Consider the following 23,470-nt stretch of genomic DNA (forward strand, 5'->3'; position numbering starts at 1 on the left):
ATACGAACTTCGCTTCGTCGTTCCAGATCGGTGTCTCTGAGTCGTGCAGCAGATCACGCAGCCGCACGCCAGTGAACGACATTGCCGGCTTCGACCAACGTGTCACGCAGTGCACATCAATTTGCCGCGTCACCTGCGGCATCACTTGAATCTCATCAAGAGAAAACGTCAGCTTGCGTGCGACGCAGCCACCAATCTCCAGCGACCAAGGCGAATCGATATCGCCAGGGTGTCGTTCACCAACAATGGGCCAACGATCACCACGAACAAGTTGCTGATTGGGAGGAAGTTCGCTGTCAGTCATGGCCGCATCGTACACGCACTCAAAAAACAAGGCGATATGACAGCGTGCTATCTTGGGGGGTAACAACTCGTCACCGGTTTATCGACGGACGTTCAGACTCAACGGGGAAATCCAAAATGATTTCATGGACACTCGCTGCGAAACGCTGGTCGTTCGTCGCCTTTCTGATGCTGGCCATGGTCAGTTTGGATTCCGTCGAAGCTGATGAGAACACGAACGAATCCGAAACCGAACCGCAAGCGTTTGAACTGCGAGTTGTTGACCTGGATGGTGACGTGGTCCCCAACGCCAGCATTCAAATCCGGTCTCGCCCCAGAATTGTCGCCGCCGATATCGTGGCGGGTGGGTTTGAAAAGAAGGCCACTTACGGCGTCATGGTCAACGCTGATTCCGATGGGGTTCTGCGTCTGCAGAGGAAGCAGTTCCCAAAGAACATTTCTTTTTCGATCGTGACAGAGGGCTTCGCCCCATATTGGCTCGCGCTGGACCAAAACAAAAACGCCATGCCCGATGCTGCGACCGCCGAAATAGAGCCCGCTTGGGCGGTGGGTGGAGTGGTGCTCGACCCGGGAGGTCGCCCCATCGAGGGCGCCGAAGTGCACCCGAGTCTGCCATTTCGCATGCCACCAACAGCGACGACATCGTTGCATGTTGGTACCTCGATCAAAACTGACGCGAACGGGCGTTGGCGGTATGGACATGTTCCCATTTCCAAGCGTGACGTGACGGTCGCAATCAACCATCCCAAATTCGAGCCATTGAGAACCAATCTTTCTCGCAGTGAGTTTGAATCGACTCCGGAACAACCATCTTCGGGCAGCGTCACCTTGACCCAAGGATTGACATTGGCTGGTTTTGTTCGTGATCCGGAAGGCACCCCGATTGAAGATGCGACGGTCCGAACCAAGTTCCTCAATGAGCTCCGCGAGGCAAAGACGGACGAGTTCGGGCGATATCAGCTCACCGGATGTGAGCAAATGCACTGCCGCGTCGTCGTGTTTGCCAAAGAACGTGCCTTGGAAATGAAAGAGGTCCACATTCGTCCGGGAATGGAACCGGTCAACTTTGTCTTGCCTCCGGGTGGGCATGTCAAAGTCCGCGTCGTGGATGCCGACGGGAACGGGTTACCGAAAACCAGAATCTTTCTGCAACGTTGGCGCGGCCGAGTCGACTACTTTGAATTTGACCACGTCGATTGCTACACCGACGAAAACGGCGTCTGGGAATGGAACGAAGCCCCACTCGATGTTTTCGAAGCGGACATCTGCCCACCAGGCGGCATGCAATTGGTGAGGCAACCGATCGTTGCCGGTGATGCCGAACACCTGTTTCAACCTCCGCCGCTGTTGGTGATCACCGGCCGAGTCCTCGACGCAGAATCAGGCGAACCGATCACCGGATTTCGAGTGACTCCGGGGCATCGCAATGAAAACCCCAGCATTGGATTCGACTGGCACAAGCGTGAGGCATACACATCCAACTCGGCTGACTACCGAGTGGAGTTCAATCGTTCGGGCAGTGGCTACGTCGTTCGCATCGAAGCGAATGGGTACCGCGTGGCTCAATCACGCGATTTTCAGTTTGACGAAGGCGACGTGACGTTTGACTTTGAAATGGAACCGGCTGAGAGCATCACCGGACAGATCGTTGATGCGAACGAGCGGCCCGCGGCTCATGCCGGTTTGGCGATCTCCAACCATGGCGCACAAATTTCGATACAACATGGAAGGTTCCGAGATTCTTCCACTTACGCCACCAGATTGGCAGCCGATATCGATGGCCGATTCAGCCTGCCCGTCCAAGAGGATCCCTTTCACGTGGTCGTGATTCATGATCAAGGCCACGCGTTGCTGTATTCCGAATCAATCCAAGCAGACGAACCGATTGAATTGGTGCCGTGGTCTTCGATGCAAGGCACCTATCGAATCGGTTCCAAGCCAGCGGCCAATACTCGACTGACCATTGACGGCGGGGAATTTCGGTCGGAGCACCGGAACACGGGTCGAGTTTATGCGAGCGCGACCACGGTGACGGATGGGCAGGGGCGGTATCGGCACGACCACCTATTCGACGGGCGTGGGGCCATCAGTCGCGAAATCATCATGATGGTGGACGACGGAGCCTTGGAAATCACCTCGACTCCACGCGTGCCATTCACCCTCCAGGCCGGAGAAAACCTGGAACTGGACTTGGGTGGTTCCGGTCGTTCAGCGATCGGCCAGTTGCGGGCTCCGCCAAACCATCCTGAACCGATCATTTGGAGGCTCGCGACGGTCCATGTCAGCCAGCGTCTGACGCCACCGACTCCGCCTGTCGACCGCGCAAAGTTGCTGCAGAAACCGGGACAGTGGGAAGCTTGGTTGAAAACTCCACCCGGGCTGGAGTACCTCGCCAGCGCGGAAGCGTACAACCGAGAAAGATCAAGCGCAACTCGGTTTTTCGCAACGGTCGGCGCAGACGGCCTGTTCCGGATCGACGACATTCCTGCGGGCGAGTACGAACTGAGAGCGGATCTCGGACAGGGACAAAACGGCTCCATCCACAGCCACAAATTGTCGATTCCTTCGTCGGATGAATCAGAGCCCAGGGAACCGGTTGATTTAGGAATCATTCAACTCGAATGAGCACCGCAGACGAAACTCGCACTCGATCGACCAAGCTCCCTTTTCATTCCTACCACGCTTCATCCCTACCACATTTCATTGTTTCGCTGCCATGAACTTGTTCGATGACGTTCCAACCAATCTGCCATCGGAACTGGTCAACGTGTTGGCAGAGGGGCAGTCGGTTCGCATTGAACGAATTGTCTCCACCGGCCACACCACGGAACCAGGAAAGTGGTACGACCAAGAACAAGACGAGTGGGTGCTGGTGCTCAAGGGCGAAGCCAAACTCAGCTTTGCCGACGGCGAACTGGTCACCATGAACCCCGGCGATCACCTCCTCATCCCCGCCCACCGGCGCCACCGGGTCGAATGGACCAGCACAAAAGAACCAACCATTTGGCTCGCCGTCTTTTCTCAATCGACGTCAAAGAGTTGATCCAGCGCGGATCATGAAGCCAACACGCAACCATCACCTGCAAGACGAACAAAGAGGGAAGGGACCAGTTCACGCGGCGACGTTTACCTTGGCATCTGAATGGACATCGTCCACTGCGGTCCGGGGGAGCGTCAATCGCGATCCGATGATGGGCCTTCGCTTCGCTTCGCTTGCATCTCGAAATTTTCGCTTCGGGAAAGGTTCTCAAATGCAGAATCCAGCCACAACCCAGCACAGACATACAGCACTAATCTCTCTCTTGCAGAGAACGCTGATCAAAACTTGAAAACTCGAGGCGCGCACCACGCCTGAAGGTTTGCCAGCATCTGCGACGTTCCGGGTCAGGTCCCATTACTAGCCCTAAAAAAGTGGCGGTCCGAGCAGTTTATTCGGTGAAGAATGATTGTCAGTCCGACTTTGGCCAGGTTTGGAAGCAAGTGCACTTCCATCTATACACTTCATGCCAATGCAAAACCCATCGACATGTATTTTGCGGCAGGGAAACAAGGAATCACGCCACATCCGCACGCTGAGAAATATTGGCGTCGAATCGCACGCTACGCACCCCATTAAGCGATCGAAAGACGCGTACGAGGTTGCATTTCGAGCGTTTCCCGATCTATTATTGCCGAAGATGGCTCCCCAAGACGGCGGGGACGCTCGCGTTTTCTCAACGCGTTCCAATCATTTCATTCATCTTAGGCAAACACTATGAAACGCTTGTTCACCAAGCGAACTGGGTTCACTCTGGTCGAGCTTCTTGTCGTGATCGCGATCATCGGCGTGTTGGTCGGGTTGCTGTTGCCCGCTGTCCAGGCGGCACGCGAGGCCGCTCGCCGCATGTCGTGCAGCAACAACTTCAAGCAAATGGGGTTGGCGATGCACAACTACCACTCAGCTTACAACCAACTGCCGATCCAAGGCACAGGCACATACCTTCCAACGACCAACGCCAATAGCGATTCGTTTCCTGGTCACAACCAACGCAAACTCAGCGTTCTCGTTGGTTTGTTGCCCTTCATCGAACAACAAGGATTGTGGGAACAGATCAGCAACCCGTACGTGCCAGATCCAGCCAACCCGACCCAAGCTTGGCAAGCTATGGGCCCCGGACCCTGGGTGGCTCAATACGATCCATGGGTCACCAACATTCCGTCCTACCGATGCCCAAGCGATCCCGGACAAGGCCTTCCTGCACTTGGACGCACGAACTACGGCGTCAACATTGGCGATGCAATCAAATGGACCGAATGGGGCATCTGGCGATTGACCGGTGGCTCATGGAATCAAGGACACATTCAAGAAGTCTCGGGAAGCTGTCGTGGCTTTTTTGTCCAGCGTTCCAATAACAAGTTCCGCGATATTCTGGATGGACTATCGAACACAATCGCTGCTGGCGAACTGCTGTCCGACCTGGGTGACCGTGACGCCCGAACGTTAATCAACGTCAGCAATGGCTGGTTTCCCACCGGAGTACGTGGGTCCGCGAATGCTTGCGACGATGACCTGGATCCAGAACGCCCACAATTTTGGGCAGCTGGAATCAGCACCGAGAACAATGGAACACGATCGCGTGGTGCTCGCTGGGCAAGTAGCGATGTGCCGTTCACCTGCATCAATACCATGCGTGGCCCCAACACACCGTTGTGCTTTGGCGGCGGATTCGACTCCACCGGCCAAGCCTCACCAAGCAGTCGTCACCAAGGCGGCGCTCACGTTTTGATGGGTGATGGGGCGGTTCGCTTTGTCACCGATTCGATCGACGCCGGAAATGCGAGCAGCAGTTCTGTCTTCACTGGCAACACTGTTCATCCCGCTGGATCTGAGAGCCCTTATGGGCTGTTTGGAGCCCTCGGCAGTCGCGCAGCGAAGGAAACCATTGGCGAGTTCTAATCGCCTGTCTGAAGTTCGATCGGTTCAAATCCAAGCCGTCGAACCATGCCTCCCACTCACCTCCGTTTTCACACCTATTGAAGAACCAAGAAATGAATTTGATTCGATTTGCCATGCTCGGGCTGGTGGCTTGCTGCTTGACCATCACCGGTTGCGGTTCAGATGAACCCACCGTGGTCACCGGTCACGAAGAGATGTCTCCGGAAGATGTTGCTGCCGAAAACACGACCGCGGATCCAACAGCCGAGGTCAACGGCGAAAAGTATTGATCACGCCGACCGACTTCTACCAAACGTTCATGAAACGGAAGCACCCTGGTGCTTCCGTTTTTTCGTGTGCGATCTCGAAGACAACTTCGATGCAGCGGTCGCTCGATTGTCGACGAGATGCGGACCCGCGTTCTAACTTTGGAAGTTGCGCTGTTGCGTGAGGCATTGGTTTTTCATAACCCGACGCGTCAGCGAGGCGAAGTCAACATCGTTTTTTCCTCGCTGATGCTTCGAGTTCTGAGAAAAGCGCAACTTCAAAACGCGTCAGCGAGGTCCACGCGGCAATCCCCACGCCGGCCCCGTCCGGGGCGGTCATTGCCGCCGAACTCTCCTCCGGTTCGCATCCCCACCATCCGGATTTTTCAATCGCCCCTATCGCATCGCTCGCCCCTGTCGCCGCTCCGCGGCTTGCCGCGCGTGGGGTCCCCCCAAGACCTCGGGTTGAAAACCCGAGGCTGACAACTGTCACCGCTCCGCGGTTGTTCAATCACCCAAACACACCCAGTCGCGGAGCGACGACAGCCGAAAGCCTTGGGTTTCAACCCAAGGTCATCCGCCCACGACACAAAAGTCTCCCCGTCGCGGAGCGACGGCAGGTGGCGATCGACGGGCTTGAAAGCCCATCGTACGTGCTATCGGGGTTCATTCGACGAAACGGGCATGCCCCTCGCTTGCACTCCGTTCACTTGCCGCTGTACCAAACGCCGCGTCGCCACTGGTGCAACTGCAGCCGACGCAAGAAATCTTCTGGCAGAGGTGGCAAGGCTTCCGTGGCCACGTTCAACGCGACTTGTTCCACATTTCGCATGCCCACGATCACCGTTTGAACAGCCGAAGGCGCCATCGCGAATTGGATTGCCGTGGCGGCCAACGAGTAGTGCTCGTCCAGACCAAACTCTTTCAAGTCATCACGAATCGCTTCGACTCGCTTGGCCGTGCGCTCCATGCGATCGCCAGCAAAGTAGCCGGACCGGAAATCGTCTTCGGGGAACCGATGATCCGCAGAGTACTTGCCGGTCAGAGCCCCTTCGTCCAATGACACCCGAACGATCACGCCGGTTCCGGTCTCTTCCGCGACAGGCAACAACTGCGCCGCCGGTTCTTGTTCAAAAATGTTGAACACAACTTGAACCACATCGACCAATCCATCTCGCATGAGCTGAATCACGCAGTTCTGATCCTGCTCGGGAGTGCACAAACCAATGCGATTGATCTTGCCCTCTTGGCGAAGCTTCTGAAGCACGAGCAACGGCTGCGGGTCATCGTTCCAAGCCGCTGTCCACGAATGCAATTGCAATAGGTCCAGGCACTCGACGCCGAGGTTGCGAAGACGCTCTTCCACGTTGGCCCGGATGTACGCGGCTCCATAACGATCTTGCCAACGGCAATAGGGACTCGGCGGCCAGGGGCCTTCCGACGGCGGCGTCTTCGTCGCCACATGAATTTTTTCGCGAATCGATGTGGGCAGTTGTTTCAAGAACTGACCGATGACCTGTTCACTGCGTCCGTCCCCGTAACCGGGTGCGGTGTCGATGAAGGTGATTCCGTGCTCGATCGCATGCTGAAGCGTTGCCAAGGAGGCCTCATCATCTTGAGCGCCCCATTGCCCTCCCAAGGCCCATCCACCGAAGCCAAGTTGCGAGACTGAGAAACCATCGTGGCCAAGAGGGACTTGTTTCATAGCAAACGTTTCACGTCGTGAGGTTGGGGGGTAAAAAAAGGGCGGGTCTGGAAAGCGATGCCGATTATCCGGTCGGTTCGTCCGTCTCAACAGGAAGTTACCCGCTTTCGGGATGAACCAAACCGATCGTCTCAACTGGAATCACGCTCTTGTCCGAAATCCTTTCTCAGCGGCGACCCGAGGTTCTCGGTTCGCCCGGTAAGGCAGAATCCTTGGCAGGTGCAGTGGTGCGAAAATTGTCCAACATCCCGCGTTTGTCGATCGTCGTTCCCCATGGTGGTGATGACGCGGCTTTCGAATCCTCGCTCGCAAGCGTGTTGCAGCATCGCCCGGATGGGTGTGAGGTGATTGTGTCTCATGACGGGAACTATGACGACCCGTTTGATTTGGCCGAAGAAGTTCGTTTCGTCGACAGCGGTTCGACCAACGTTCTTCGTCAGATCGCCGATGCAGCCGAAGTCGCCCTGGGCCGGTTCGTCCACGTGGTCGCCGACGCCCACGTTGCCACGGCGAACTGGACCGATGCCGCATTGGCACAATTCGAAGGCAACGAAACCGGTGTGGTCGTGCCCGTCGTTGTCGACCCGGACACGCAACGCATCGAGCATGCGGGTTGGCGAACGACCGCATCATCGGCATGCGGACCGATTGGATTTGGCGACAAACGCGTTGCCCGCAAAGCCGCCGCTCGCGTGGAAGGAGCCTTCATCGCGGCGTCCTTCTGGCGTCGAGATTTGCTTCGCAGCCTCGCTGGCACCTACCGCGGCACGGACACGATCGAAGCCTCCGTTGGCTTCGGTCACCTGGTTGCCCAAGCGGGCTGGCGTTGCGTGATCGCTGAAGACAGCGTGATGAGCATGGACTTCGAAACCGATGTGTTGGATTACGATCTTCGCATCCAGCGAAACCATCGTCGACTGCAAGCCCTTTCCGATCACCTTCGCAGCGGCAAGTCCGCGGGATGGGGCCGTGGGGTACAACGCCTACTGGCGACCACCTTGGCCGGTGGGCTACGCCCCTCCAGTTTGCTGGCAGGACTTCGACGCATGACCGCTCCTTTGGCCGGAAATGCCATTTCGCGTTCGGTGCAAACCGCCGGTGTGTTGTCCGTCGATGACACCCCAGAAACCTTGGCCATGCCATCGGTGAATCACGAACCGCTGCGACGCGCTGCTTAACGGCCGCATCACGTCTCAGCCGCCGGCAAACCAGCCAACACGACGGTCTTCAGAGACCGTCGATCAGGACAGGCCGGGCTTGGACTCCCAACCGCGACTACTCGGGAACGATCCGCAATACCAAGTTGTTGCGGTGGATCACATTCTCATAGGGGCGGTGCCCGAGAATCCACTCGATTTGCTCGCTGGGTTTGCCCGCGATTTTGGCCACTTCTTGGCTGCGATAATTGGACAACCCTCGCGCAAACTCCTTTCCGCCCGGGCCAACTAAGCGAACCACATTCCCGTGCGCGAAGGTCCCATCGACGCGTTGGATGCCGATCGCCAACAAGCTTCGGCCGTGCTTTTGAATCGCGTCCACGGCACCTTGGTCCAAGTGCAGTGTGCCAGCAACATTGGCCGAACTACCGATCCAACGTCGACGTCCTTTCAAGGAGCGTTTGGGCGGCACGAAAAACGTTCCCACCGCTTCGCCTGCGAAAATTCGATCGAGCACGGTGTCGTCGCTGCCGGGCCCGATGATGGTTGGATGCCCGTGTGAGTTGGCGAGTTTGGACGCACGCAGTTTGCCCCCCATCCCGCCTTTGCTGACCGATGAAACCTGGTCATCGACCAAGGCCATCACTCCATCGTCCACCTCATGGACCATGCGAATCGGTTGGCTGTCTTCTGCATCCGGGTGGCCATCGTACAAAGCCGAAACGTCCGTCAGCAGAATCAGCATCGCATCGTTGAACAATCCCGCGACATGCGCGGCCAAACGATCATTGTCGCCAAAGGTGGTTTTCAATTCCGAAACCGCGACGGAGTCATTTTCGTTGACCACTGCGATCGCGCCGAGCTCATCGATTCCGTTGAGCGCGTTGCGAACGTGCAAGTAGCCACTGCGACGGCGGAGGTCATTTCGAGTCAGCAGAACCTGCGCGGCATGTCGCCCGTGTTTCTGCAGCGACTTTTCGTAGGCCCCGATCAAATCGGCTTGCCCGATCGCGGCGATCGCTTGCAAGGACTTCAAATCCGTCGGACGCTGCGGCAACTCCAGTTTGGCAACACCAGCCCCGACGGCACCGCTGCTGACCATGATGGTTTGCCGTCCCGTGTCCGCGATGCGGCAAAGTTGTTCCGCCAACCGATCCACGCGTTGCAGATCGAGTTTGCCGTCCGAGGTGGTCAGGACTCGCGTCCCAACCTTGACGACCACGCATTTCGTTTCATCGATGATCTGTCGCCGGATGGCCAGATCGTTCAGTTCAGTGGATTCTTTCAAAGCTTTGATTGCAATTCAGCCAGTTGGTGCATGTCGTCTTTCAAACTGCTGTACAAAGATCGGTACACAGGAAAGAGTTTGTTGTAAGTGTTTTTCGCGGAACGTTCCGCTTTGGTTTCAGCGGCCACTTCGATGGTCGCTTGGCAAGCCTGAGCGATGTGTTTGTAGGCTCCGTCACCAACCGCGGCGAGCAAAGCGACACCGAAGGCCGGCCCCTGTTCGACTTTCAAAGTCGTGATTTTTTTGCCGAACACATCCGCCTGCATTTGACGCCAGAAGACATTCTTGCTGCCGCCACCGCTGGCGCGGATTTGGCGGACAGGAACGCCCAGTGACTCGATGATGTCCAGGCTGTCACGCAGTGCAAATGTGATGCCTTCCATCACCGCTCGGGTCATCGCAGCCCGATCGTGAGTGAGGTTCATGCCGACGAAGGCTCCACGAGCGTTGGGATCCGCGTGCGGGGTTCGCTCACCATTCAAGTAGGGCAGGAATAGCATTCCCCCGCTGCCCGCGATCGCCTTTTCGGCTTCTGCCGTGGCAGCTTCGAACCGTTTCGAGGCGGGGATGCCAGCCAAACCTTGCACGACTTGGTCCACCCACCATTGCAAGGAACCGCCGCTGGTCAAGTTGACTCCCATCATGTGCCACTTCCCACGAACGGCATGACAGAATGTGTGAAGTCGCCCCGATGCATCGACATTGGGTTCGTCACTGTGGACAAACATCACGCCGCTGGTTCCGATCGAAGTGCTGAGCAAACCGGTTTTCACAATCCCATTGCCGATCGCCCCGGCGGCACAGTCTCCTGCGCCCCCAACAACCTTGCAGTCTGTCGTCAGCCCAAGCGATTTGGCCGCTTCCTTGGTCAGCGTGCCGGTGACGTCTTCGGACTCCACGACACGCGGCAACAGATCCGCGGACAAATCGAGTTTGCGAAGCAACTCCTTTGACCAATCGCGTTTTTTCACGTCCAAGAACAACGTGCCACTGGCATCGCTGACTTCGGTGACATAGTCCCCCGTCAACCGACGACGAATGTCATCCTTGGGCAGCAAAACCTTTGCCAGTTTGTCGAAATTGCGTTTCTCGTTGTCCCGCAACCAAAGCACTTTGGGTGCTTGGAACCCAGTCAAAGCTGGGTTGGCAACCATGCCGATCAGCTTCTCACGCGAACCAGCGGCCGAGGTGATTTGATCGCACTGTTTGGCCGTGCGTTGATCATTCCAAAGCAGGGCCGGGCGGATGACATTGTCGTCGCGATCCAAGAAAACGGATCCGTGCATTTGTCCTGACAAACCGATCGCTTTCACGTCCGCCTTGTCGACACCTGATTTTTTCATCACCGCTTTGACGGTCTTTTTCGTCGCCGCCCACCAGTGCTCCGGATCCTGTTGGGTCCACCCCGGTTTGGGTTGTTCCATGGGGTATTCGGCATTCGCCTCGGCGATCACATTTCCCGTTTCGTCAATCAACAGGGTCTTTGTGCCGCTGGTGCCAATGTCGATGCCGAGATAATGAGCCATGGTGCGTTGCTTCAGTGCAATGAAATCGAAGACAAGGGGGATGAGAGCCGCTCCGAGAAAGCGAACTGCGGGGCAGTATAACGCGTACTTGCGTTTTCAACCACGCAACCAACATCCCAACCGTCGTTCCACGAGCACCCACGATGCCTGCGAAAACTCGCCTCGCGAAGAATGAATCTGCTGATCGGGACGCGTTTCGTTCCGCCTCTGCCGACGACGCTCAGCAGCATCCGGTGGCTCCATTCCCGTCCTCGGGCCACTCAAACCAAGCTGGCAACAACCAGCCCGCAGTTTGGCAACGCCGGCAATGGTTGGCGTGGTCGTCCATCGCCGGGGCCGCCGTGTTGACCGGCTGTCGCGAATCACCCTCCACCGATGAAGCGGAATCGGCGCCCACCGTTCGCACCGATGTGCCGCTGCGGATCGTTTGGACAGGAACGGACTCCGATGCCGAAACGCTACGTCGAACCTGGCAATCGATCAGCGATCAACCGCTCAAGATCACCGTCGTCCGCCCACCGTCTGCGACCAAATTCGCCGAACCACCCGCTGAAGACGCAACCTCGATCTGGGCCGCCTCTTCCAAAGCCGACGTGGTGATCTTCCCACTCAGCCAGTTGGGCGAAATGGTTTCGCGTGATCAAATCATTTCATCCTTGCTGCCCGAATCCGGATCCAAGACGGCGCCTCCGGCAATCCGCGTGGCCATGACTTTCAGCCAAGAAACACGAGGCCAGTGCTTGGGCGGTTCCTTGCCCTCATTGCTGGTCGGTGAAAAAGCGACCGGCAAGGTTCCCAAGTCCGGATCCATCACCTGGGACGGCTTCGAAAAGCTCGCATCGGAGTTCCCCGGACAGGTCGCCGAGCCAACCGCGGAAGGCTGGGCGGGTGTGTCCTACCTGTGGCGACTCGCTTCGGTCCTTAGCGCCACTTGGCTGTTTGACCGCGACACTTTGGAGCCATTGCTGACACGGCCCGAGTACATCGACGTTTTGCGTCAGATGGTTGCCACGAACAAACACGCCCCGGATTTGTCTCTGACCCCCGGCGAGATTTTTCGCCAGGTCAGCTCCGGTCAACTCGTCGCCGGCATCGGGTTTCCTCAAGTCGGAAACAACCTGGCGGATTCCGATGACGATTCCACTTTGGTCGGCAACGTCCAAGTCTCTGGCTTGCCAATTGCCGAAGCCGGTGTCGCCAACGCGGACGGCGTGATCCTAGAACGAACGGGCCGCGCGGTGTTCGCACCGCAAACGCTGGTTGGCTCGCTCGCCGCATCCTGTCGCCAAACCGCGGCCGCGAATCAGTTCCTCAAATGGCTGGACGGAGGCGAGGGCAGCGAACCGTTGTACCGATCGATCCCCGGACTGCAGCACCCAACGACCAGCTCATCGATTGACGAGGCCGCGGGAGGCAACTATCACCCCTGGCTGCGATCCGCATGGCAGAACCCGAACGTGATGCCGCCTTTGAACTTGGTCGGTGGCGACCGCTATCTAGCAGTCCTGGATTCTCAAATTCGCCAATGCCTGGCAGGCAAGCAAACGGCGGAAGAAGCCTGTGCCGCGATTGCCAAATCGTGGTCCGGACTGCATGCCGAATACGGTGTGAAGAAACAAAAGCGTTCTTGGCAGCAAGCCATCGGATTGCTTTGACGCATGTCAGCAGGAAGAGGAGGCACAATCAAGGGAGCCGTTTGGCGTAAGCCTGGACTGCGGAATGATTTCGTATCGTGACGCACTGCGGACGCGCAAGTTCTCATCCCAAGTCGCGGAGCGACGGTAGTTGCTTGCCGCCTCATCAAGCAACCCTCCCCCTGTTCGCATCCCGTACGATGGGCTTCCGAGCCCGTCGAAATGAAAACCCGGTGCAACAGCGAGGCACGCCCCAGATCACCGCCGCGCAAGCTACGCCACCCGCCGCATTTTGCAATTCGCATCTTTAAAACGTGCAATTTGCAATCCATCCCACCTGCCGCCGCTCCGCGGCTTGCCGATCAAGTGGTTGACGCCCAAGACCTCGGGTTGAAAACCCGAGGCTGACAACTGTCACCGCTCCGCGGTTGTTCGATCACCCCAGCACACACAACCAGTCGCGGAGCGACGGCAGCCGAAAGCCTTGGGTTTTCAACCCAAGGTCACACCACGACACAAGGCCTCCCAAGTCGCGGAGCGACGACAGTTGTTCGCCGCCTCGTCAAGCAACCATCCCCCGGTTCGCATCCCGTACGATGGGCTTCCAAGCCCGTCGAAATGAAAACCCGGTGCACCAGCGAGGCACTCCCCAGATCACCGCCGCGCAAGCAACGCCACCCGCCGCATTTTGAAATCCGCACTTAAAAACTTGCAATTTGCAATCCATCTCGGCAAACCGTCACTGTGCTGATTCCTGGAATGCACATCGGCCACGGCGGGATCAGAATTCGAAACGTTTCAGATTGGGGAACATCGCTTCCAATTCCTTGGCCTGGTCTTTTTCCAAACCCAGATTGGTCACAAACAATGTTTCCAATTCCTGCAGCGGCTTGAGTTGCGGAAGAGCTTCCGGTGCGACGCTGGTCTTTCCCAAGTGCAACAACTTCAAGTGAGGCAGAGAGACGATCACCGGGATGGCTTCCTCGGTAATCGCAGGGCAGTTGTCAATGTTCAAGACCGTCAGGGACGTCTTCCCTTCGAACGCCTTCAAGGACTCATTGTCGATTTTGGTCAACCAAAGGTTGATCTTTTCCAAGCCTGCGATGTTTGCAATCGCCGGCATGCCCTCGGGTCCGAAATCGGTTTCCGCCAGTTCCAGGTCTTTCAAGGGCAGCTTTGAAATCGGGTCGAATGCCTCGCCCGTGATCTTGGTGCCGCGAAGCTTGAGTCTGGTCAACTTTGGCAAGGTTGAAATGGATTCCAAAACCTTGTCCGTGACCGGTGAGTTCATCAGCGAGATATCTTGCACCTCATTCAGCTCCGCCAACACGCTGGCACCTTCATCCGTCACAGAAGTGTCCTGGAACGTGACCGCGATCAACCCCGGCAATCCCGAAATCGTCCTGGCTTTCGCGTCGTCAAACGCCTTGCCATAGATCCGCAGTCGTTTCAGATTGGGAAGCGAAGCCAACCGTAAAACCATCCCGTCTGTCCACGCGGCATCGGGCAGGAACAACTCGCTGACCGTGCCGGTGTTGGACAACAACTTCACCGCTTCGTCCAAATCGGACTCCGCGACTTCCCGTAGGTCAATCACGACGACGTCATCGCCTCGCAACTTGGTCTTGGCCCCCGCGATACCATCCCATGCGGATGACAAACTCACATTCGCCGATTCGCTGCCATCGGATTGGTTGGCGGCCGGAAGCGGAATCGTTTTGCTGCTGCTAACGCCGCATCCAAGCGTTCCAATGACCAGGCTACCGACCAGCAAGCTTTGCGCGAGCCGAACTTGTGAAAGACTCATCGGAACTCCGTTGAAATGAATTGAGAAACAAAAGTGAACAGGGATGGAATCATGAACCACGACGACTCCGACGAAAAAGCCTCCGCCATCGATCCGGTGCCGCAATGGCAGCAATTGCTGAACGACGAACCGCTGCCGGAGGACGACGACCAGGGCATGACCGATTCAGCCTCCTCTGACTCTGATTTAGACGGGACCTATGTCTGCGACAACTGTGGGGAGGAAATCGTGATCCCGCTGGACATCGCCGGTGGACGTGACCAACAGTATGTCGAAGATTGTCCGGTGTGTTGTAGCCCGAGCGTGATTCATGTCCATTTTGACGATTCCGATCGTGCGAATGTTTGGGCGGAAGCCGAACAAGATCGCTACTGATGATTGCAACACCGCGTCTCACTGAAACGCCCCCCAGATTCCAACCAACATGAAAATCGAAACCTGGCTGACGCCCAATGCCGCTGGTGAATCCGAACGCACACGAGCCTCGGTGGTCGTGGTCATCGATGTCCTGCGAGCCACCACCGTCGCGACGACCGCACTTGCCGCGGGCGCCAAATCAATCACGACCTGCGGTGAAATCGAAGAGGCTTTCGCGATAAAAACCGCCGCGGCCCCTGACAATGTGCCGGTCCTGTGCGGCGAGCGAGGCTGCCAACCGATCGTCGGATTTGACCACGGGAATTCCCCTGGCGAGTACTCTCCGGCCGGCGTCGGTGACCGCGAATTGGTGCTGACCACGACCAATGGGACCGCTGCGATTCAGGCCGCGGAAGACTGCGACCAAATGTGGTTGGCCTGCTTCGCGAATTTATCGGCTGTCATCGACCGCCTGGTTCGCTGGCACTCGGCCAACCAAGACGAAAATGCGTTTGTGAGAATCGTTTGCGCGGGGACCAACGGATGCGTGACCACCGAGGACGTGCTGCTGGCAGGTGCGATCATCGCGATGTGCCACCAACGACTGGCGGATTCCCCGCGTTTTTACGACGGTCCGATCGAGCTTTTGAACGATTCCGGGGCGATCGCACTGTCGACTTGGCAACACTGCATCACCCACGACGGCGTGAACAGTTCAGAAACGTTGGCCGAGAGACTGAAACTGACCCAGGGCGGAAAAAATCTGCTGGCCGCCAATTACGCGGGCGATCTGGTGGATTGCGGCAGCATTGATGTCTTCGAACTGGTCCCAACCAGGGACCAAAGGGCCCCCGCCCGGTTTATCGCGGGCTGATCTGACTCGACTTTCGAAGCAAAAACGCATTCAGTTCGATTGTTTCTTCGACTAAACTGGCGGGTTGTCGAAAAGACTTCCGATCCACTCACTTGTTGCAATCTTCACGCCATGACGTTTGATTTGAAACGCTCTCTCCGCCCGCTCGGCATCGCCGCCGTCTGCTCGATGGCCGCTGGGTCGATCCTTTCACCGGGCGCCCCGAATTCGGTGTGTGCCCAGGACGCCGCCGGTGAAATCAGCCAAGCGACGACCGTGGGGATCGCCGCCGAAAAGCCCGCCGAAGGCCCGTTTGTTGACCTGGGCGACGGTCGGTTCATGGTCCCATACACCGAAAAGATCCCCGGCACCGACATTTCCTTCGAGATGATTCCGGTTCCCGGTGGCACCTACACCATGGGCAGCCCTGAAGACGAGGACCCGCGTGCCGAGGACGAAGGACCGACCGTTGAGATGAACGTCTCACCGATGTGGGTCGCCAAGACCGAGACGACCTGGGCGATGTACAAGGAGTACATGCGAATGTACGCCGTGTTCAAATCGTTCGAAGCCCAAGGCATCCGCACCGTCGACGATTCCAACATGGCCGACGCGATCACCGCACCGACCGAGCTGTACGACCCTTCGTTCACGTACGAATACGGCGAAGAACCCGAACAACCCGCCGTGACGATGACCCAGTACGCGGCCCAGCAGTTCACGAAATGGCTCAGCCTGATCACCGAGAACCAGTACCGATTGCCAACCGAAGCCGAATGGGAATACGCCGCACGCGGTGGCACCACCACCGCTTATAGCTGGGGCGACAGCGCCGACGACATCGAAGACTACGCGTGGTACTTCGACAATTCCTATGATGGCCCCGCTCATGTCGGCACCAAAAAACCCAACCCGTTTGGCTTGCATGACATGCACGGCAACGCCGCGGAATGGACCGTCAACGAATACACTGAAGACGGTTACCAGTGGTTGAAAGATTCACCAGTCGACAACGCCATCGACGCTGTTCGCTGGCCCGAAAACCCATGGCCATGCGTCGCTCGCGGTGGCAGTTGGGAAAGTGATCCACCAGAACTTCGCAGCGCAGCTCGACTGGCTTCCGATGACGACGAATGGAAAAACGAAGACCCGAACTTCCCCAAGAGCCCTTGGTGGTTCACCGACGATCCTTCTCGGGGAGTTGGCTTCCGCTTGTTCCGTTCGCTCGAACCACTCGATCGCGAAGCATTGAAGAACTTCTGGGAACCCACCGCACCTGAAACGGTTGACGACGTCCAAAGCCGCATCGATGGCGGCCGAGGCGGATGGGGCTTGGTCGACAAGGAACTGCCCGAAGCCGCCGCGGAATGATTCTCCGCCGCAACGAAATCAAACTGGCGTGAAGCTCACGCCAATCGCACAGGCCCGAGTTCGCTCGGGCCTTTTTTGTGCGCGGGCCAGGTCAACCATTCACGGCCATTGCACTTGGTCGGACGCGCCACGCGCCTGATAGATCGCTCTCGTGGTCGCCCAGTCTTTGCCATTGGACCAGTCTTTGCCACTGAACCCCCGAATGGTCAGGGCATAGGGCGCACGCCACGCGGCCAACGCGTCGACATCCCCATACTTCACGATCCCGGGAATGAAGTCCTCGTCGTCCTGGTGAAGCAGGTCAGCGAACCGGAAATCATTCACGTTGATTTCTGCGTGCTCCAAAAAAGGTCCCGCGATCGCAGCGGCCGCCAAAGAATAGGCAGCGGAACCGGCGGGCGCCACCAAACTCACGCTCCCAGGAGGATTTTGGAAGGCCGAAATGACCGCCAGGACATCGCCGCATCGTGTCGCGGCCAACGGCCGGTTGTAACCAAACGTGAAAGCCGCCGAAGCCCGTCGCGGCTGCGGATTCGTTCGCTGCTTCCCGGCCTCTGCATCCGTGGGCATCGCAGCGATGTCGATGACCACAACCGTCTTGGATCGTTCCAATCGTTCTGCGAAGGCATCTGACCATTCAGGTTCGTCGGTCGAATCGTCGGCGGTTGCCTGAACCCATAAAACCGTTGCCGAGGAAGCGGCTGGTTTTGCCGATTTCGCGATCCATTTTCGAATTGGAATTTCGCGGCGACGAGCTCGATCGACTACCACCCCCGATGCCACCATCGCCCCCGAGGGATGCTCCACCGATTCCGCGAATTTCACGAACACCCCAGAAGCCTCTGGCATCGACAGATCAAACAGAGTCGCCAGGGCAGGTCGGATGGTTTCATCAAACCCCTTTGCTGTTGCAGACTGCCCCAGGCAATCTGCAAGCAAGTGTTCGTTTTGTTGGTCCCACCAACTCAGGATCGCCTTTTCATGCTCGGGGCCTCGCTGGGTGGGCGCCGTGTGCTCGCCATCCCACACCGCGCCTTCTTCGTCGGTGATCGCAGGAAAATCGGTTTCCACGATCGGCGTTTCCAATCCAAGCCCCAGGTGCTCGTTCATCCATCCATACATGATCCGGCGAGTCACATAGTTGTAATTGTGCTTGAATTGAACCAGCGATTCGCACAGCACGTTCTCGGGCTGGCCCATCATCGAATACAACTGTTTCAGTTCGGGATAACCGTCCGACATCATCTCGATCGTCCAGTCATCGGCCGCGGTCATCCCCATGGGTTTGGGAGCCATCAACGCAGCCAGTTCCACGTTGCCCGTGCCAATGCGCAGCAAGCAAGCGTTCTCACAAGCACACCCGCCTTGCATCGAAGTCGACACCATTCCGTTGGGAAAGCTCGCCACAATTCTCGGCTCCAACGCACCGAGCAGAATCGTTTGAGTTCCGCCGCCGCTTCCGCCCGTGACCGCCAAACGATTGGGATCCACGTCTTCCAAGGAGGCCAGAAAATCAAATGCACGCAGCGCGTTGTAAGTTTGCAACCCGAGGATCGACTGCAATCGAGCGTCCGCCGAAGTGCTGAAGAACAACTCCGGAGCCGATCCGGCAGGCACGACCTCCTCCTCGCGAGTCTCATGGCGACGATGTGCGAACGCATGACTGAGTTGCACGGAATCGGCGTACCCCACCATGTCGTAGATGAATGCCACGCAACCCATTCGAGCCAACGTCGCACAACGAGCTAGCTTGGGCAGGCTGCCGGATTCCATGTAGACCTCGTCGCCACTGGCGATCAATGACTTCATCCGGTCAGCATCATTCCGCATCATCCGGCCGCCGTGCCCGTGCGGGTTCAACACTCCAGGACGCTTACCGTCTGCGTTGAGCCCACGTGAAAGACTCTCCCCCGCAGGGCGGAACAACAATCCTGTCACAAAGTGGCCAGGCAAACTTTCAAAGTAAACCTTTTCGACTTGAAACCCATCTCGCTCAACAACCGAATGAATCGTGGCTTGGATCGGTGGACGCGGCAGCATCGGATGCAATCCCGTCGCCATCGCAACGCGAGTCCGAAGTTGCTCCGCTCGTGATTCCCATTGATCCAATGTATCTGGAACATCAAACGGAAAGTGCCCATCAACCGTTTGAAGAACGGGCAAATCCGCCGTCGCGGTCGCCGGTTCCTGTTGGGTCTCTTCTGCTTGCAATCCACGCAGACAAACCACCGACGCAAAAACCAAACCGGCGACCAGAATGGCCTGACCATTCCAATCGACTGCGCTGATGACATGTCGCTTCAACGATCGAATTCTCATGGGATCTCTTCGGCAGGAGGGGTGCTGAAACAGCGGAGGGAAAACAGAGGCTTCTCATTCTAGGCTCGCAAGACCGACTCGATGCGATCCCGCATGCGACCAACGGTTGGGAACATCGCGACAATGCCAACCAAAGCAACCACGGCGCACATCAAATTCACGGGCGACCGCGTCAAAAACATCATCACGAAATTAATCATCGCGGCTCCCTCCAACATCGCTTGCCCGATCAATCGAGCGATCTGGTCCGTCTTCAAAAATTCGCTCAGAGCCATCGGCATCGGTTCCCGTTCCGGCCACTGTGACCAAGTCCGTGCCGATGCCGCCGCACCATCAGCGGCCTTCAATTTCGCTACCGAAGTTGACCGCAACATGGCAGGAACTAAAAACGCCATCACGATGTTCAGCACGAGCGCCGCTACACCGATCAACACCATGAGGGTCATGTCTCCCTCGGGTGCGTTGTCACCTCCAATCACACCCAAAATCACTCCGACGAACACACATCCTGCGACCAACCCGAGCGTGATGACTCGTCCTTGAAAAGCCCAACCGGCCAACGTCATGCCCCGGGGATCCTTCAAAACTCGAGGATCCATGGCGGATTGGACGTTCGAGGGAGCAGAGTGCAAAGCGTCGTCGTTGGACATCGGATTCATTCGACTTGTCGTGTGCGATAAGGTAGTTGTGTGCGGCCAGATGCTGCTCGCCTCTGCACCAAGCAGCACGGCAACCATCTGTCATTGATGCAGCACCAAGTTTACCCCTCAACCAACTCGCTTGCATTGCGTCTGTATTACACCGATCACTTTGACCTTCCCTTGCCTGACGGACACCGTTTTCCGATGGCCAAGTACCGACTGCTACGCCAAAGGGTGGCTGAATCGGAACACCATCGCGACGACGTTTTGATCGTCCCACAAGCAGCCACGGATGAGGAACTGCTGACCTGCCACACACCGGACTACGTGCAACGGGTGCAGGCGGGAACCTTGACCAAGCAAGAAGTCCGGCGCATCGGATTCCCCTGGTCCACGAAAATGGTCGAACGCTCTCGCCGAAGCACCGGGGCCACCATCTCGGCCGCGCGGGCTGCGCTTTCAGACGGCATCTCAGCCAACCTCGCCGGCGGCACCCATCACGCTTTCGCGGGCGAAGGAGAAGGGTACTGTGTGTTCAACGACGCCGCTGTCGCGATCCGGACCCTGCAGGCCGAAGGGCTGATTCAGCGAGCCGCGATCATCGACTTGGACGTCCATCAAGGCAACGGAACCGCATCGATTCTGAAGGATGATCCGAGCGTTTTCACCTGCTCCGTGCACGGGGTCAAAAACTTCCCGCTGCGGAAAGTCCCCAGTGACCTGGACCTCAGCCTGCCCGACGGAACGGGCGACGAAGCGTACTGCGAAGCACTGCAGATCGTTCTGAATACACTTCAAAAACACCAAAAGGAATCCGGGGCATTTGACCTGGTCGTCTACTTGGCCGGTGCCGATCCGTTCCAAAACGACCGGCTCGGTCGCCTGTCGCTGACCATGAACGGATTGCGGCAACGCGATGAGATCGTGCTGCAGTGGTGTCGTCAAAACGAATTGCCTGTGGCAATCGCCATGGCCGGGGGTTACGCTAGTGATGTCATCGAGATCGTTGATATTCACTTCCAAACCTTGCATCTTGCCAAAGTTTGGTCACTGTCCTGCTGAGCTTCTTTGATGTCGTCGATCACGCAAATCCTGCAAAGCAGTCAAAAAGGTGACGCAGCCAAAACCGACCAGATGTTCTCGTTTCTGTACGACGACTTGCGTCGGATGGCTGGCCGCTTTCTGCAATCCGAACCGCGACGGGAACGCCTGAGCAGCTCGTCGCTGGTCCATCAAGCCTATGTCAGAATGGTCGATCAAGACCACGTGGACTGGCAGGGCAAAACGCATTTTTTCGCCATCGGCGCCACCGTGATGCGTCGCATTTTGGTGGACCACGCAAGACGCACCCACGCCCAAAAACGCGGTGGCGGTTGGATTCGCCGTCAGCTAGACAACGAAGTCACCTTTCTTCTGGATCAGGATGACGACGTTGTTGCCTTGGATGAACTGCTGCTTCAATTGGCGGAGCTGAGCCCTCGCCAAGCCAGAGTGGTCGAACTGCGGTTCTTCGGCGGATTGGGCATGAAGGAGATCGCCGCCGAACTCAACCTGGGACTTCGCACCGTTGAAAAAGAATGGGCGATGGCTCGCGCCTGGATGCGGCGTGAACTTCGCGACCCCGAGGACGAGGCCTCCACTTCCGACCCGACTTCCAACTCCAGCGCAGACAACGCGACTCCCGACACGAAATCTCCCACATCATGATGGACGCGGATCGTTACCAACGTGTCCGTGACCTGTTCTGGGAAGCTGAAGACATCGCCGAGGATGCGAGGGAAGACTTCATTCGATCCCAGGCGGCGGGCGACGAAGACCTGGTTCGCGAAGTCCTTTCTCTACTGGCGGAACACAACCCCAACGCCGCTCGGGCGGAAGGCACCGCGTCGCGAGGAAATCGCGGCAACCATCTGTCCCATTTCGGACAAGGCCTGCCGACACCACGTGAGACCACCGAGTCCGAAGTCGTGCGTTCAATCCGCTCCATGGCGGATGCCACCTCAAGGCCCAAACCAAACCCTGAATCGACCGCCGACCAAGAACAGTCCTCTCGCGAATCTCAAGCCGTCTCTTCCAACAAGTCGCCAGATCCGGGACACACGGTTCACTCCGCGCAGCGCACCCACGCGATGCCGCGTCACGATGTCGATCGCCCCCAACCACCTCGCGGCCGACACCGAAAGACGCTGACGTCGATCGGGCCGATCGATCACGTCAAATCGTACAGTTGGCTGGTATGGCTGTTCGCTTTCACCGCGATCGTTTGCATCTGGGCGGTTGCGGGCTGGGTCGACCAACGACATCGCCAACAGAAAGAAGCGTCGGTTCAACGTTCGTTGTCGCTGACTTTGGATCTTTCCACCCACCGAGTCGAGCAACTTCTGCGTCGCGACAAACAATTCGCGATCGACCTGGCCCAGCATCCTCAAGCTCAAGACGCCGTCCGTTCGCTCACGGCAGATCCATCGATCGGTTCGGATGCCGCTGAGATCGATGAGATCAACCAGAAACTCCAAAGCGCCATCGGCGAATTGAACGCGGCGATGCCGGACCGCCCCCCATCGGATTTGCCAGCTTTTCAATCACCAGAGGTCGTTTTTTTCAGCCGCGACCTGCAACCGCTCGCACTCATTCTTGCCGACGGAAGCAGTCAGCCGCTGACGAACCAGGGCCTCCTCACCCTGCCTGCGGAAGGAGCGGCGGATTTGGCCCGAGCTCTCAGTGGGCGAACTGTTCTGCACGCCCCCGCTCCCCTGGCAACCTTGCTGGGTGATTCCCTGGCTGAAGAACTCGACGCCGCTGGATCCAAACCGCTGGCCTGGATTGTTCCCGTTCATGCCCGCTCCGCCGCAGCCCCCGAATCACCCAACACCGTTCGCCGCGACGTGATCGGAGCTGCCATTGTCATCCCGCCCAATACCAACCGCTGGCTGAACGACTCGCTCGCTTCCCTCAGCCGTTCCCACGGCGTCGATGCCTACCTGGTAGATCGCGATGGTTTCATGCGGACCTCCAGCGTGAACCTTCCCGACCAAATCGCTCCCTCGCAGAGCTTCCCGTTTCGCGTGACCGAGATTCCCAATCCAACAGAAGCCCAAGAACGCCTGGATGACTACATCGCCCAGATCGATCGGCTGACCGAATCGGCGTTGCTCGATGGCGATCACGACTCCACACTGCATCGCACGATCTACCCACTGACGATCGCTGCGGCGTCGGTTTCTCACAGCCCCGAGCCTCAGGTTCATGGTCAGCTCTACCGGACCTACACCGGAAAGTGGTGCATCGGAGTTTGGCGATGGCTTCCTGAGTTTGGACTCGGCCTGAT

The 23,470-nt window shown here is 57.7% G+C and carries 18 protein-coding genes and 1 pseudogene; 12 read left to right on the forward strand and 7 right to left on the reverse strand.

Features of this window, described 5'->3' with window-relative positions:
- Positions 1–304: molybdopterin-dependent oxidoreductase (locus tag ACF8AM_RS12420; protein ID WP_392555937.1), on the reverse strand; the 304-nt coding region annotated here is incomplete at its 3' end.
- A gap of 116 nt (positions 305–420) precedes the next feature.
- Here ACF8AM_RS12420 and ACF8AM_RS12425 point away from each other — a divergent pair.
- The 4 genes from ACF8AM_RS12425 (at position 421) to ACF8AM_RS12440 (ending at position 5,508) form a co-directional block, all read left to right on the forward strand.
- The gene (locus ACF8AM_RS12425) at positions 421–2,928 is read left to right on the forward strand and encodes a hypothetical protein (protein ID WP_392555938.1); all 2,508 of its coding nucleotides are present in this window, start codon (positions 421–423) and stop codon (positions 2,926–2,928) included.
- A gap of 91 nt (positions 2,929–3,019) precedes the next feature.
- Positions 3,020–3,346, forward strand: a complete 327-nt coding sequence (locus tag ACF8AM_RS12430) for a cupin domain-containing protein (RefSeq protein WP_392555939.1) — start codon at positions 3,020–3,022, stop codon at positions 3,344–3,346.
- A 711-nt stretch (positions 3,347–4,057) separates the two neighbouring features.
- Positions 4,058–5,239, forward strand: a complete 1,182-nt coding sequence (locus ACF8AM_RS12435; RefSeq protein WP_392555940.1) for a DUF1559 domain-containing protein — start codon at positions 4,058–4,060, stop codon at positions 5,237–5,239.
- A gap of 92 nt (positions 5,240–5,331) precedes the next feature.
- Positions 5,332–5,508 carry a hypothetical protein gene (locus ACF8AM_RS12440; RefSeq protein ID WP_392555941.1) on the forward strand — a complete coding sequence of 59 codons (177 nt, stop codon included), beginning with the start codon at positions 5,332–5,334 and terminating at the stop codon, positions 5,506–5,508.
- A 682-nt stretch (positions 5,509–6,190) separates the two neighbouring features.
- On the opposite strand, the gene ACF8AM_RS12445 is transcribed toward ACF8AM_RS12440, so the two are convergent.
- Complete coding sequence (locus ACF8AM_RS12445) at positions 6,191–7,189, reverse strand: aldo/keto reductase (RefSeq protein WP_392555942.1); 999 nt, start codon at positions 7,187–7,189, stop codon at positions 6,191–6,193.
- Between the two features lie 149 nt (positions 7,190–7,338).
- On the opposite strand from ACF8AM_RS12445, the gene ACF8AM_RS12450 reads away from it, so the two are divergent.
- Complete coding sequence (locus ACF8AM_RS12450) at positions 7,339–8,367, forward strand: glycosyltransferase family 2 protein (RefSeq protein ID WP_392555943.1); 1,029 nt, start codon at positions 7,339–7,341, stop codon at positions 8,365–8,367.
- A 97-nt stretch (positions 8,368–8,464) separates the two neighbouring features.
- On the opposite strand, the gene proB is transcribed toward ACF8AM_RS12450, so the two are convergent.
- Complete coding sequence (proB, locus tag ACF8AM_RS12455; protein ID WP_392555944.1) at positions 8,465–9,634, reverse strand: glutamate 5-kinase; 1,170 nt, start codon at positions 9,632–9,634, stop codon at positions 8,465–8,467.
- The gene (gene xylB, locus ACF8AM_RS12460; RefSeq protein ID WP_392555945.1) at positions 9,631–11,160 is read right to left on the reverse strand and encodes a xylulokinase; all 1,530 of its coding nucleotides are present in this window, start codon (positions 11,158–11,160) and stop codon (positions 9,631–9,633) included. Before xylB ends, proB begins: the two co-directional genes overlap by 4 nt.
- A 143-nt stretch (positions 11,161–11,303) precedes the next feature.
- Between xylB and ACF8AM_RS12465 the strand changes: the two genes are divergently transcribed.
- Positions 11,304–12,815 carry an ABC transporter substrate-binding protein gene (locus ACF8AM_RS12465; protein WP_392555946.1) on the forward strand — a complete coding sequence of 504 codons (1,512 nt, stop codon included), beginning with the start codon at positions 11,304–11,306 and terminating at the stop codon, positions 12,813–12,815.
- A 760-nt stretch (positions 12,816–13,575) separates the two neighbouring features.
- Here the strand turns inward: ACF8AM_RS12465 and ACF8AM_RS12470 are convergent.
- Entirely contained in the window at positions 13,576–14,601 is a 1,026-nt protein-coding gene (locus tag ACF8AM_RS12470; RefSeq protein ID WP_392555947.1) for a leucine-rich repeat domain-containing protein, read from the reverse strand.
- Between the two features lie 51 nt (positions 14,602–14,652).
- Between ACF8AM_RS12470 and ACF8AM_RS12475 the strand changes: the two genes are divergently transcribed.
- The 3 genes from ACF8AM_RS12475 to ACF8AM_RS12485 all read left to right on the forward strand — a co-directional run bounded on the left by ACF8AM_RS12475 (position 14,653) and on the right by ACF8AM_RS12485 (position 17,182).
- Complete coding sequence (locus ACF8AM_RS12475; RefSeq protein WP_392555948.1) at positions 14,653–14,976, forward strand: CPXCG motif-containing cysteine-rich protein; 324 nt, start codon at positions 14,653–14,655, stop codon at positions 14,974–14,976.
- 49 nt (positions 14,977–15,025) lie between these two features.
- Complete coding sequence (locus tag ACF8AM_RS12480) at positions 15,026–15,832, forward strand: 2-phosphosulfolactate phosphatase (protein ID WP_392555949.1); 807 nt, start codon at positions 15,026–15,028, stop codon at positions 15,830–15,832.
- A 111-nt stretch (positions 15,833–15,943) separates the two neighbouring features.
- Complete coding sequence (locus tag ACF8AM_RS12485; RefSeq protein ID WP_392555950.1) at positions 15,944–17,182, forward strand: formylglycine-generating enzyme family protein; 1,239 nt, start codon at positions 15,944–15,946, stop codon at positions 17,180–17,182.
- 99 nt (positions 17,183–17,281) lie between these two features.
- On the opposite strand, the gene ACF8AM_RS12490 is transcribed toward ACF8AM_RS12485, so the two are convergent.
- Positions 17,282–19,501 (reverse strand): acetylxylan esterase, encoded by a 2,220-nt coding sequence (locus ACF8AM_RS12490; protein WP_392555951.1) that lies wholly within the window; start codon positions 19,499–19,501, stop codon positions 17,282–17,284.
- Between the two features lie 59 nt (positions 19,502–19,560).
- The gene (locus ACF8AM_RS12495) at positions 19,561–20,151 is read right to left on the reverse strand and encodes a hypothetical protein (protein ID WP_392555952.1); all 591 of its coding nucleotides are present in this window, start codon (positions 20,149–20,151) and stop codon (positions 19,561–19,563) included.
- Positions 20,152–20,247: 96 nt separating this feature from the next.
- Here ACF8AM_RS12495 and ACF8AM_RS12500 point away from each other — a divergent pair, with 96 nt between their 5' ends.
- The 3 genes and pseudogenes from ACF8AM_RS12500 to ACF8AM_RS12510 all read left to right on the forward strand — a co-directional run.
- Positions 20,248–21,204 (forward strand): histone deacetylase, encoded by a 957-nt coding sequence (locus ACF8AM_RS12500; protein WP_392555953.1) that lies wholly within the window; start codon positions 20,248–20,250, stop codon positions 21,202–21,204.
- Between the two features lie 9 nt (positions 21,205–21,213).
- Positions 21,214–21,849 (forward strand): ECF-type sigma factor, encoded by a 636-nt coding sequence (locus ACF8AM_RS12505; RefSeq protein ID WP_392555954.1) that lies wholly within the window; start codon positions 21,214–21,216, stop codon positions 21,847–21,849.
- Positions 21,846–23,470: pseudogene (locus tag ACF8AM_RS12510) on the forward strand (serine/threonine protein kinase); the annotation flags it as partial. The gene ACF8AM_RS12505 and the pseudogene ACF8AM_RS12510, both read left to right, overlap by 4 nt.

Origin of the sequence: Rhodopirellula sp. JB055 (assembly GCF_043100905.1) — a bacterium.
Taxonomy (GTDB): Bacteria; Planctomycetota; Planctomycetia; order Pirellulales; family Pirellulaceae; genus Rhodopirellula.

What these genes read in the sequence shown, in the direction of transcription:
- ACF8AM_RS12425 (WP_392555938.1), top strand. Translation starts at nt 421, where the DNA reads ATGATTTCATGGACACTCGCTGCGAAACGCTGGTCGTTCGTCGCCTTT.
- ACF8AM_RS12430 (WP_392555939.1), top strand. Translation starts at nt 3,020, where the DNA reads ATGAACTTGTTCGATGACGTTCCAACCAATCTGCCATCGGAACTGGTC.
- ACF8AM_RS12435 (WP_392555940.1), top strand. Translation starts at nt 4,058, where the DNA reads ATGAAACGCTTGTTCACCAAGCGAACTGGGTTCACTCTGGTCGAGCTT.
- ACF8AM_RS12440 (WP_392555941.1), top strand. Translation starts at nt 5,332, where the DNA reads ATGAATTTGATTCGATTTGCCATGCTCGGGCTGGTGGCTTGCTGCTTG.
- ACF8AM_RS12445 (WP_392555942.1), bottom strand. Translation starts at nt 7,189, where the DNA reads ATGAAACAAGTCCCTCTTGGCCACGATGGTTTCTCAGTCTCGCAACTT.
- xylB (WP_392555945.1), bottom strand. Translation starts at nt 11,160, where the DNA reads ATGGCTCATTATCTCGGCATCGACATTGGCACCAGCGGCACAAAGACC.
- ACF8AM_RS12465 (WP_392555946.1), top strand. Translation starts at nt 11,304, where the DNA reads ATGCCTGCGAAAACTCGCCTCGCGAAGAATGAATCTGCTGATCGGGAC.
- ACF8AM_RS12470 (WP_392555947.1), bottom strand. Translation starts at nt 14,601, where the DNA reads ATGAGTCTTTCACAAGTTCGGCTCGCGCAAAGCTTGCTGGTCGGTAGC.
- ACF8AM_RS12475 (WP_392555948.1), top strand. Translation starts at nt 14,653, where the DNA reads ATGAACCACGACGACTCCGACGAAAAAGCCTCCGCCATCGATCCGGTG.
- ACF8AM_RS12480 (WP_392555949.1), top strand. Translation starts at nt 15,026, where the DNA reads ATGAAAATCGAAACCTGGCTGACGCCCAATGCCGCTGGTGAATCCGAA.
- ACF8AM_RS12485 (WP_392555950.1), top strand. Translation starts at nt 15,944, where the DNA reads ATGACGTTTGATTTGAAACGCTCTCTCCGCCCGCTCGGCATCGCCGCC.
- ACF8AM_RS12490 (WP_392555951.1), bottom strand. Translation starts at nt 19,501, where the DNA reads ATGAGAATTCGATCGTTGAAGCGACATGTCATCAGCGCAGTCGATTGG.
- ACF8AM_RS12495 (WP_392555952.1), bottom strand. Translation starts at nt 20,151, where the DNA reads ATGTCCAACGACGACGCTTTGCACTCTGCTCCCTCGAACGTCCAATCC.
- ACF8AM_RS12500 (WP_392555953.1), top strand. Translation starts at nt 20,248, where the DNA reads ATGCAGCACCAAGTTTACCCCTCAACCAACTCGCTTGCATTGCGTCTG.
- ACF8AM_RS12505 (WP_392555954.1), top strand. Translation starts at nt 21,214, where the DNA reads ATGTCGTCGATCACGCAAATCCTGCAAAGCAGTCAAAAAGGTGACGCA.